Source organism: Moheibacter lacus (assembly GCF_014042165.1).
GTDB classification, from domain to species: domain Bacteria; phylum Bacteroidota; class Bacteroidia; order Flavobacteriales; family Weeksellaceae; genus Moheibacter; species Moheibacter lacus.
Window position 1 is genome coordinate 801,839 of the sequence record NZ_JACDZE010000001.1, and the last position, 12,036, is coordinate 813,874.

General features: G+C 38.0%; 8 protein-coding genes. 6 read left to right on the top strand and 2 right to left on the bottom strand.

Features of this window, described 5'->3' with window-relative positions; genetic code table 11:
- Window positions 1-5: 5 nt before the first annotated feature.
- On the top strand, window positions 6-1,961 hold the full coding sequence (locus HU137_RS03830; protein ID WP_182042477.1) for a LysM peptidoglycan-binding domain-containing protein: 1,956 nt from the start codon (window positions 6-8) through the stop codon (window positions 1,959-1,961).
- 446 nt (window positions 1,962-2,407) lie between these two features.
- Here HU137_RS03830 and HU137_RS03835 read toward each other — a convergent pair whose 3' ends face one another.
- Window positions 2,408-5,857: a hypothetical protein gene (locus tag HU137_RS03835; protein ID WP_182042478.1), complete on the bottom strand. Its 3,450-nt coding sequence runs from the start codon at window positions 5,855-5,857 to the stop codon at window positions 2,408-2,410.
- A 99-nt stretch (window positions 5,858-5,956) separates the two neighbouring features.
- Between HU137_RS03835 and HU137_RS03840 the strand changes: the two genes are divergently transcribed.
- On the top strand, window positions 5,957-6,313 hold the full coding sequence (locus tag HU137_RS03840) for a DUF4260 domain-containing protein (protein WP_182042479.1): 357 nt from the start codon (window positions 5,957-5,959) through the stop codon (window positions 6,311-6,313).
- A 45-nt stretch (window positions 6,314-6,358) separates the two neighbouring features.
- Here the strand turns inward: HU137_RS03840 and glyA are convergent, their stop codons facing one another.
- Entirely contained in the window at window positions 6,359-7,630 is a 1,272-nt protein-coding gene (glyA, locus tag HU137_RS03845) for a serine hydroxymethyltransferase (RefSeq protein ID WP_182042480.1), read from the bottom strand.
- Between the two features lie 51 nt (window positions 7,631-7,681).
- Here glyA and HU137_RS03850 point away from each other — a divergent pair, with 51 nt between their 5' ends.
- From HU137_RS03850 to HU137_RS03865, 4 genes are all read left to right on the top strand, one after another.
- Window positions 7,682-8,737: an anhydro-N-acetylmuramic acid kinase gene (locus tag HU137_RS03850; RefSeq protein ID WP_182042481.1), complete on the top strand. Its 1,056-nt coding sequence runs from the start codon at window positions 7,682-7,684 to the stop codon at window positions 8,735-8,737.
- A gap of 20 nt (window positions 8,738-8,757) precedes the next feature.
- The gene (locus HU137_RS03855) at window positions 8,758-9,408 is read left to right on the top strand and encodes a response regulator (protein ID WP_182042482.1); all 651 of its coding nucleotides are present in this window, start codon (window positions 8,758-8,760) and stop codon (window positions 9,406-9,408) included.
- 137 nt (window positions 9,409-9,545) lie between these two features.
- A complete protein-coding gene (locus HU137_RS03860; protein WP_182042483.1) occupies window positions 9,546-10,073 on the top strand; it encodes a DUF6252 family protein in 528 nt (175 codons plus the stop codon).
- A gap of 168 nt (window positions 10,074-10,241) precedes the next feature.
- On the top strand, window positions 10,242-12,029 hold the full coding sequence (locus HU137_RS03865; RefSeq protein ID WP_182042484.1) for a tetratricopeptide repeat-containing sensor histidine kinase: 1,788 nt from the start codon (window positions 10,242-10,244) through the stop codon (window positions 12,027-12,029).
- Window positions 12,030-12,036 lie beyond the last annotated feature (7 nt).

The window sequence follows — 12,036 nt, forward strand, 5'->3', positions numbered from 1 at the left end:
AATAGATGAGCAAAGCGTTTTGGGCATTTCTGTTTTTTTCATTGGCAATCTTAACGTTTGCACAAGAAAAAACACATCAAGTTGAAGCCAAAGAAACCATTTACGGCATTTCAAAAAAGTACAATGTTTCGCAAGAGGCATTGAAAAAAGCCAATCCGTTTCTGGCAGAAAGATCCTTACAGATTGGCGACACCCTCGTAATTCCCGGAAAATCAGATGGGTCCATCAAACCCGTGGTAACTGAAGTCAACAACCAAACCTCTACTGACCCGGGAGATACAACAGAAGTCATCATTCCGAAAGAGGATGAGAATTTTATTTATTATAAAGTAGCACCCAAACAAACGCTTTATTCGCTGACAAGAGAATTCAAGATTTCTGAAGATGCTTTAAAAAGTTTGAATCCGCAGTTGGAACAAGGATTAAAAGCCGGAGACATCATCCGAATCCCAAAGAAAAAATCGACCAATGGTCAAGAAGAAATCGTTCCGGAAGGCATGCATAAAGTGTCTCGAGGCGAAACCGTTTTCTCGCTTACCAAACAATTTGGCGTGAGTGAAGATGAATTTTACATCGCCAATCCTTCCGTCCAAACCGAAGGTTTGATCGTGGATTCTTACATCAAAATCCCGAAAAAAGGAAGTACAAATGCCGTGATCCAAGACGGATTTATTGAGCACAAAGTCAAAGCCGGAGAAACGATTTATTCGATTACAAAATTATACAAAGTCAGTTTTGCCGATTTGATGAAACATAATCCTGAATTAAGTGAAGGACTAAAAACCGGAATGACCTTAAAAATTCCTTTACAAGAAGGCGCAAACATCATCAAAGCCCCTGGGAAAATCAAAAGAATTGACGACAATGAAATCAATATCGCGCTGATTCTACCTTTCCATTTGGAAAATGCAACGGGAAAAGAACAAGAAAAAACCATTTCGACCGATATTTTAATTGGTGGAAAAATGGCATTGGATTCATTGGCCAGAAAAGGAAAACAAATCCATTTAAAAGTTTTGGATTCTGAAAATCAAGCCGGATCGCTTGAAAGCATGCTTGCTTCAACAGATTTCTCCAAATTTGATGTGATCGTAGGTCCACTATTTGGTTCCAATTTTAAATCGATGGCCACGATGTTGAGCGGTTCCGGAATTGCATTGGTTTCTCCTTTGAGCAATTCGGACGATTTAAAGGAATTGGAAAATGTAATCATAGCGACACCTTCTGACGAAGCGATCGCAGACGCTATCATCGATGAAATCAAATCCAATTACAAAGGCCAACAAATCCAAATTTTGACCGACGACCGTCATGAAAATTTGGCCAATTATGTCTCTTCGAATTTGAATAAGAAAATTTCAGGTGCCGATATTTTTATCACCAAAGACGCCAATAAATTATTCCAAAAATCAGAAACAGTAGATGAGAAACTGACCGATGGAACGATTGTGAAAAAAGAATATTTCACCCCAATCATTACGGTTTTGGTTTCGGATAACAATAGTTTGGGAGCGACTTATGTCAACAAAATCAAAACCATGGACGCTGAAAATCTTCAGGCGTATGGAGTGAAATTTGTGTCGGCTTATGACATCTACAACGACAAAAACAAAGAAAACATCGCTGCGCTGAAAAACATAGGATTTGCGTTTAGCACCGTTCGATTAGTTAATGTTTACGGTGCGAGTGAGCGCAATACTTTAGAGAAATTCCTCGATATTTATTGTTTAACGCCAAACGAATACCAACAAGTTGGTTTTGATGTGTTTTATGATTTGGTTGACAGAATGAATTCCCGTGGAGATGTTTTGAATTCCCTGAATAGCGAACAAACCCGTCTGGCTACCAAATTCAAATACGAAAAAGAGGGAAAAGCCTATGTGAACAAATCCGTACGGGTTGTCCGCCTTTTTGTAAAAGCCGATGAATCTCCGGATGATGTGGATGGCATTAAAGATTAATAAATGAAAGAAACTTTAAACCTTGTAGTTTTTATTCTTTTATTTTTTTTCTTCAAAGAAGTTACTTATTTAATAATCGAATTAAATTTAAATAACAACGCATCCTTTCTGAAAGTTTTATCAGCATTTCATCTGCAATTATTAATTTTCATTTACACCATTATTTTATGTATAATTTTTTATATGCTGGTGCATCTTTTAAATGATTTAAAGCTTTACTTAAGTTATCTATTTAGTTTTGTAATTGTCAGTTTAGGTCATGTTATAAGTATGTCAGCTGTCGGCTTTTTTTTTCTAAAAAATCTTATTTATCTGGGACTTATTGACTTCTATAAAATCTTTGGAATCTCATTTATATCACTGCTTTTAATATGCCTTCTATTTTATAAGCTTCTAAATAGAGTGCATTTAGATAAGATTAGGAGTCTATAAATCAAAATTATTATTTAAAACCTCGCCTGAATCTGCACACTTCCCGTATGGATGGTTTTATTTTCTTCCGTTTTCCGTCCGTCGTAGCTGATGTTCACGCTCAAATACGAATTCAACTGTCGCTGCACCATCAATTGCCACACAAAGTTATTTCCGGGTTTTAATCCTTCCATCATTTGGTTTCCGACTACCGATTGCCCATTTCCGGTAAAATCGTTTTTGATATAATTAAAGGTCGCCAGAAGCGAAGATTTTGCGCCGTCATTCCATTGGATTTCCGTTCCTAGATTGGATTGGTTCAGTTTTTCCAATCCCGTTCTATTCGTTTTATTTTGATAGGTATAATTGAGCGCAGCGCTAAATTTACTTTCGATCTGATACGAAATCTGAGGTTTCAAACGCCAGGATTCGATGATAAATCGTCGGCTTTCAAACACATCTGATTTGCTTTGGGTGCGGACATTTTCGCCTTCTGCCAGAAAAAAGAAATTCTCCCAAGGTTCATATTTCGCATTGAGCAAATGGCTTTTGGAATCACGGGATTCCGCTCCGGTAAAGATATAGCTTTGGGATTCCTGCTCCGAATACGTATAGCCCGACGACCATTTGTATTGGCCACCTTGATTAAAATTCACGCTGCTTCGCAAACTTTGGGATTTGCTCAATAAATTATCCGAACTCACAAAAGGATTCCATTCCAGCGTTTTTCCTTCTTTCAACAAGGAATTACTCGACAACAAGGAAGCCTGAACCATCCATCGTCCCAGAAATTTATTTTCCGAATTCAACAATTCTTTGGGTTTGAGTCGGAGGGAAAAATTGAAATTATTTTTATTGGTTTTCACATATTCGACCGTATTGGTATAAACGCGAATATAATTTGCTTGATCCTGATATTCAGCTACTTCAAATTCGTCCAATTGCTCAATTCCATCTCCATTATAATCCGTCCATTTGTAAATTCCGGTTCCATCGGTCACTTTCACATACTCAAATTCGCGTTGCGGTTCTACGCCACTACCCAATTCGTAAAATGCATTGACCACCATTCCGCCACGGAAAAAACTACGGTACCAGCGTATATTTCCCGTCACATAATCCTCTTGTGCGATGTCTTCAAACACATAATCAACTGACCGATAATGTCCCGTAAATTCTAGTCGTTGGTCTTGTTTGCTGATCAATTTCGATTGTAAAATTAAACCGTTGGATTTGGTCAAACGCTCCATCACACCCAATCGTACCGAATCATCCCGACGGTTATAATACGTCAATTGTGCATAGATTTTGGCTGTATCACCGATTCCAGCCATTCCTTGGATTTCATCCCAACGGAAAGAAAGATTGGACAAATTATTTCCTTCGGTCGCCGTCAGGTGATCCTCAATTTCGTTGTTTTCGCCGGCATATTGCGCCCCCACCCAAACCGTTTTCCAAATCTTGCGTTTCGCCAAAGCTTGGTATCGTAAAAATTGAGATTTATCGGCTTCCAAATCGGGATTTAAAATATTTTGATTTTCCGCATTTAACAATGAAAAATTGGCTTCTGCAAAATTCTTTTCGGACTGATAATTTAGGTTCAAATCATTTTTGATTCCGTTGTATTGACCTTCATTTTGCAGATAATGCAAATTGTATTTCAATTGAAGCGAATCTTGATAACTCGTCGTGAAACCCAGTCGGAGATAGGTTTGATTGGCTTCGGAAAGTTCATTTTGTAAATTAAAATCGCGTGTAAATTCGACAGTTCTTAAACGTTGAATTGAATTGAAACTTTTCTGAATGTAGGAAAATTCACCCTGAGGCTGCAACTTCCAATTCCCAAATTCAAAATTCTGATTGCCATAAATTCGTCCCGCAAATCCAACATTTTCGCCGTCATCTTTGTCCGAAAACAAATTCAAATCCTCATTGCTCATCGCCAAATCCACTCCTATCAAGCCTTTTTTTAATTTATACGATGAATTCAACGTATACAATTGCAAACGTTTGGGAGGAACCAATTGCCGAATCGGTTCATAATTTCCTTGCGGAATTCCGTTCAGAGGCGGAACATATTGAAAAATCTTTCCGTTCACTTCCAAATCCGATTGCACATAATTTCCGTTGTTATTCCCTGTGTACGTGAAAGTTACCTGATACAATTCTTCTTCAGGATCTTCCGAATATTCAAAAATTTCTACGCCATCCACCATTATTTTCCGATACAAATTCTTATCCGGATCGTATTCCGCCGGAACGGCTGTCGAATTGAACATTTCGTCCGGATTATTTCCGGCATCGGCGAGAATTTGTTTGTCGGCATCGCTCAAATTTTCATTGAGTGGATTGTTTTTGGAATCGCCATTCGAATAAAAATGTCCGGCGATACTGAATTTTTCCGATTCATGTTCAACTCCGGCATACATCAGAAACTGCGAATAACTGCGGTTGGCATAAAGATATTCCACTGTAATCCGTGAATTATCCGTAATCAAACGATTGCTCGTAAAGGTCAATTCGCCGGTGTTATAATTGATGACATAATCTTGATTTTCGCCTCTTGTCAACAAAACCCCATCTAAATAAATTCGTTCACTTCCCGAAACGATGATGATGTAGAGTTCGTTGTTGTTTCCGGAAAGTCGGTATGGACCTTGGTTTCCGTTCTGTCCGGTAAATTTTTTCGTAGCAAATTCACCACGCGTTACACTTCCGGCGACACTGACTCTGGTTTTGGAATCATTTCCATGCGTAAGTTCGGTTCCGACTTGTAATCCGGTTACCTTTTGGGTGAAATTTCCAAAAAAGTCTTTTTCCTGAATCAAATCGATATGACCCGCCCGAACTTTTGAATTTTTATTGAACAATTCGACATAGACTTTATCAAATTCCTGTAATTGTTGGGTATAACCATCGGCTTGAATCGGAACATTATTATCCGAAATCACCGCATTTATCCCGATTTCTTCGGTTAAATTTCCGGTCAACTGTAAATCCAATGAGGACTGAACTGATGCACTTTGGTTGTTCCCGAAACGGATTCCACGCACGAGTGAACCACGACTATTGAGCCCATCAAACGGCTTTTTTTGTTCTTTGTATTCTTCGCTCAGTGCATAGTATTTATTTTCTTGTGTCGGTTCGATGATAAGCGCCGTATCTTTTGAAAAAACAGAAGCAGACTGCAAATCGGGATGGATATAATAAGAAATGGCCAATTTTTTTCCGACCAAAGATTCATCAAAAATAATTTCGCCTGTAGTATAATCAATTTTGTAAAATAGAGCAGAAATCGGTTTTCCTTCTTCGTCCGAAATCATCAATTTTTCAGGAAGAATTACGCGAGCATTGAGTTGGACCGTATCGGAAACCACGATGGAATCCTGACGCAAATTATCATTTTGCCAAGCCGGAACTTGTGCAAAAATCGAAATTGAACCCAGTATCCAAAAAAGAAAAAATATGTAAAACTTAATCTGCAAGCGGTGGATTTATAGTACAAATAACGGAAAATAACGGCTTGTCGTACAACCAAGTTGTAACAAAATCTTATATTTTCAACCAATAGATAAATCGTTTATATGAAAACATTAATTCGGTTGGAAAATTTGGGATTGTTTCTGCTTTCTGTGTATTTGTTCACGCTATTGGATTTTAAATGGTGGACGTTTCCCGTTTTCCTTCTCGCTCCCGATTTGGGAATGATCGGCTATATTTTTGGAAATAAGGTAGGCGCAATCGTTTACAACTTTTTTCACCACCAATTATTGGCCGTAGTGCTGTATTTAATTGGAATTTATTTAGAAAACGAATGGGTCCAATTTGCCGGAATTATCATTTTAGCACATTCGGTTATGGATCGAATATTCGGCTATGGATTTAAATATTTCACCGGATTTCAAGACACCCATTTGGGAAAAATAGGAAAAGCAAATTGATGGAATTAATGTAAATTCAGTCAGTCAGTTGACGGAATTAACAAATCACCATTGAAACAACGGACGTTCTTCCATCATTTCCACAACTTTATCACCGACTGATTCGAGTACAGATTCATTGTCTTTGTTCATCAAAGCTTGATCGATCAAATCAGCAATCGTTTCCATATCCGCTTCTTTTAAACCTCTCGTTGTAATTGCAGCCGTTCCCAAACGGATTCCGGAAGTGGTAAACGGTGACTTATCGTCAAACGGAACCATGTTTTTGTTACAGGTAATATCGGCTTTGACCAAAGCATTTTCCGCTTCGCGACCATTGATGTTTTTATTTCGTAAATCAATCAACATCAGATGATTATCTGTCCCTCCCGATACGATATCGTACCCATTTCTGATCATCGCTTTGGATAGCGCTTGTGCGTTTTTGGTAACTTGAATGATGTAATCCATGTATCCGTCAGAAAGCGCTTCTTCAAAAGCAACAGCTTTTGCAGCGATGACATGTTCAAGTGGACCACCTTGTGTTCCCGGAAAAACCGCCATATTTAAGAGTTGGGACATCATTTTGACTTCACCTTTTGGCGTTGTTTCGCCCCAAGGATTTTCAAAATCTTTCCCCATCATGATGACACCGCCTCTTGGTCCGCGTAAGGTTTTATGCGTAGTGGAAGTAACGAAATGACAATGCGGCATAGGATCGTTAAGAATTCCTCTGGCGATTAATCCCGCAGGATGCGCAATATCTGCCAATAACAAAGCACCAACCTCGTCAGCAACTTCACGGAATTTGGCAAAATCCATATCGCGCGAATAAGCCGAAGCACCGCAGATGATCATTTTGGGTTTTTCTGCCAAAGCCGTTTGGCGCATGGCTTCGTAATCAATCGTTCCGGTTTCTTTATCAACGCCATAGAAACAAGTCTGATAAAGCATTCCCGAAGAACTCACCGGCGAACCATGTGTCAAATGTCCACCATGTGACAAATCCAAACCCATGATTTTATCGCCCGGTTTCAAACAAGCCAAATAAACCGATGCGTTGGCTTGAGAACCGCTGTGTGGCTGAACATTTGCATATTCGGCATTGAATAAATGTTTCAATCTTTCGATGGCAAGGGTTTCGATTTCGTCTACGACTTCACAACCGCCATAGTATCGTTTTCCGGGATATCCTTCTGCATATTTGTTGGTGAGAATAGAACCCATCGCTTTCATCACGTTTTCACTCACGTAATTTTCAGATGCAATCAACTCCAAACCTATGGTTTGTCTTTCTCTTTCGTCTTCGATCAAATCAAAAATAATATCCTTAGCCATTGTCCAAATTTTAGATGCCCAAAAATAGGGATTTTATCTTACATTTAGATGATGAAAACCTTTTTTGCAATAGGATTAATGTCAGGTACTTCGCTAGACGGATTGGATATTTGTTATGTGAAATTTCCTTTTCCTGATGTAGAAAAATTTGAAATTCTCAAAGCAGAAACAATTCCTTATGATGAGAATTGGAGACTTAAATTGAAAAACGCCATTCATTTATCGGCTGAAGAATTGACCCAATTGGATTTTGATTACGGGATTTATTTAGGTCAAATCACCAATGAATTCATTCAAAATCATCAAATTCAAAGCCTTGACTTTATTGCTTCTCATGGCCATACGGTTTTTCACAACCCAAATGAAAATTACACGTTGCAAATCGGGAAAGGGCAAGGGATTTTTGCAGAAACGGGAGTTAAAACGATTTTTGACTTTCGTTCCCAAGATGTTTTGTTGGGTGGTCAAGGCGCTCCTTTGGTGCCGATCGGGGATCGATTTCTTTTCAAAGAATTTGACGCTTGTTTAAACCTCGGCGGATTTTCCAATATTTCCTTTGAGCGAAATTCAATTCGGATTGCATTTGATATTTGTCCGGTGAATATCGTTTTAAATCAATTGGCAGAACAAATTGGAAAACCTTATGATAAAAATGGTGAAATAGCACGTTCAGGAAAAATTGATTTGAATTTGTTAGAGGAATTAAATCAATTGGAGTATTATCAAAAACCAGCTCCAAAGTCATTGGGAATCGAATGGTGCAATGAGAAGATTTATCCAATAATTGGAAAACATCCACTAAAAACGGAGAATATCATTTCCACATTTACGGAACATATTGCCGAACAAATTGCTGTAGTTTTGAATCAAAATTCGATTCGAAATGTATTCATTACGGGTGGAGGCGCATACCATGTTTTTTTAATGGAAAGACTTCAAACCAAAACGGATTGCCAAATCATTTTACCCGAAAAACAAATCATCGACTACAAAGAAGCCTTGATATTTGCTTTTATGGGGTTATTGCGACTGGAAAATAAAATAAATGTATTGGCTTCGGTTACAGGAGCAAGAAAAGACCATATTTCCGGAATGGTCATTTCTTAAATTTTTGTTATTTTTATCAGATGAACAAACGAATTGTCCTGGTTGACGACAATCATTTTCTGACCAAAGTTATCGCTGAGAAATTGTCTTTTTTTGAAGAATTAAAGCTCAAATTCACGGCGCATGACGGCATGGATTTATTGGACAAACTGGAAGAGGATTCGGTTGTAGATTTGATTTTGATGGACATCGAAATGCCCCAAATGAACGGAATCGAAGCTACGGCAGAAGTCAAAAAAAGGTATCCGCAGATAAAAATCGTCATGCTGACGGTTTTTGATAACGATGAAAATATTTTCAATTCCATAAAAGCCGGAGCTGACGGATATTTATTAAAAGAAGTTGACCCAAAAACCTTGTATAACGGCATCATCGAAACCCTAAACGGTGGCGCAGCCATGACACCTTCCATCGCTTTAAAAACTTTAAAGCTTTTAAGGAATCCGGTTGAATTTAAAAGTCCGGAAAAAGAAGAAGAAATCAAACTTTCTTCAAGAGAAATAGATGTTTTGGAACAATTGAGCAAAGGACTGAGTTATACAGTCATTGCTGAAAATCTATTTTTATCGCCCAGCACTGTCCGCAAACACATCGAAAACATCTACAAAAAGCTACAGGTTCATAACAAACTCGAAGCCATCCAAAAAGCCGAACGAAATAAGTTGATTTAAATAATGGATGCTATATGTTGGGTATGAAAGTTCAGATTTCGTAATTCGTAGTTCAAAATAGGGCAATTGCCTTATTGAATAGCATGGGGCATCCTTCTACTTTTGTCCTCAACAATCAACTCAAAAAAATTATTGATATGAAAACAATGAAACAATCTTACCTATTTATTCTTACGCTTTTTGTAGCGTCCGTATTTACCTTTTCATGTAAAAGTGATGACGATGGCGGCGGAGGTGGAAGTGCTGCTGAAGGAACTATATCTGCCAAAATAGATGGCGATGGATTTACATCTGTAGAAATGGCAACTTTTGCTACAATTAGTGGTGGTTCCATTCAGATTCAAGGAAATACAGGTGGAACTTCAAGTAAAGCAATTATCATGACCATTACCAGTTATGATGGTGTAGGAACTTATCCAATTGGAGGTGGGGCCAATATTTTTAATGTCGCTTCTTATGTCGAAACAGAAGTAGATTTATCTGACCCTACTAATCCAAATGTAGTTACTTGGGCTGCACCCTATGATGACACCCAAGTAGGGGAAATCAATATCTCTGAAGTTACCGACACACATATTAAGGGAACTTTCTCTTTTAAAGCAAAAAACGAAGCACAAAACATCAAAAATATCACAGAGGGTTCTTTTAATATCGCCCTCAACTAAACCTATTTTTCCAACGGGAGCCTCTCTACATCTACTTTATCTTAACCTCCCAAATGCTATGAAACAATTAGAGGGACTCAAAATGGTAGCAATTATGAAGTCCAAATTTAATCGGATTTTGATTAAATTTGGGTTTCGGCTGCCGTTTCACAAAAATTTTACCTCTCTATGAAAGCATTTCAGTTCTATACGGTCTTTTTCTTCTTCCTTTCTGCTTTTTTAATGGCACAGGATGAAAATTTGATTCGAAAAATCGATTCATTAAATTTGGATGTGCCTTATGATCAACGAATTGAAACCTCCGCTTTCAACCTCAACAAATATCTTCAAAATGCCAAATCAGCCGAATCCATTCACTATCAAAAAGGAATCGCGGATTCGTATAACAACATTTCCCTAATTTATTATTACCAAAGCAAATACGACATCAGTACCCGGTATTTCTTTAAAGCCATCAAACTTTATGAAGCCTTAAAGTTGGACGGTGAAGCCGGAAATCTATATTCGCTTTACGGTTATCGGTTACGCCATAAAGACATCGAGAAATCGATGGAGTATATGCAAAAAGGAATCTTTCTGGCTAAAAAAGCCAATGCCCAATTTGAATTGATGGGCATGTATGACAATTATGGTTTGGTGAAAGAAGCCAATAATGAACCGGACAGCGCCGAATTCTTTTTCAAAAAATCGCTCGCCATGAAAAAAGCAGCCAATGACCAAGCCGGAATTCCCTATAGTTTAAACAAACTGGGGACACTGTATTCGGGATTGGGTGATTTTAAAAAGGCAAAACCCTATTTTGATGAGGCCTATGCCTTACGATTAAAATTAAAAGACAAAGTAGGAATCGCCGAAAACCTTAGTTTTTACGGGACTTTTTATGAAATGCAAGGTGAAACTTCCCAAGCCATTTCCTATTTTAAACAAGCGCTGGAAGCAAGCAAAGATGCCGGATACAGATGGTTGACATACCGTATCTATGAAGCCCTTTCCACTAACTACGAACAATCCAATCAATTTGCAGAAGCGCTGGATTATCATAAACAATTCACGGCCTATAAAGACAGTATTTACAATTTGGAAACGACAACCAATCAAAAAGAAATCGAAATCCAATTTGAAACGGAAAAAAAAGAAAAACAAATTCTGATTCAACGGGCTGAATTGGCCGAAAACAAATTGAGTTTGGAGCGAAAAAACACCTGGATGATTTTGATCATCGGATTAGCGCTTTTGATCGGATTGATCGGTTATTTTGTCTACCGAAACCAAAAGTTAAAAAATGAACAACTCCGCAAAGAAAACCAATTGAAAGATGCCTTGATCCGCATCGAAGCCCAAAACAAAGTACAGGAAGAAAGACTGCGTATTTCGCGGGATTTACACGATAACATAGGCTCCCAATTGACCTTTATCATTTCGTCGCTCGATAATTTAAAATTCCAATTGGGCAAAGAAAATCCGGAAGCCGGAAAACGCATCGAAAACATCAACGAATTCACCCGAAATACCATTACCGAATTGCGGGACACGATTTGGGCGATGAACAAAGAAAATATTCTTTTTTCCGATTTAAAAGTACGCATCAGCAACTTTTTGGAAAATGCAAAATCCCATGTTGAACATACCGATTTTGAAATAGAAATGAATGAATCCATAGATGAAAATCATTCTTTCTCAGCATTTGAGGGAATAAATTTATACCGAGTCATTCAGGAAGCGGTCAACAACGCCATCAAACATGCGGAAGCTTCGCACATCAAAGTTTCTTTTGAAAAAATAGAAAATCATTTCGAAGTTAAGGTTTCGGATAACGGAAAAGGAATAAGTGACTTATCAAAAGAATCAGGAAATGGTTTAAATAATATGTACAAACGGATTGCAGATTTGGGCGGAGAATTGATTGTAAAATCAGAACCGGGAAAAGGGACGGTTTTGAGAGTTGTTTTCTCATAAAATTGGA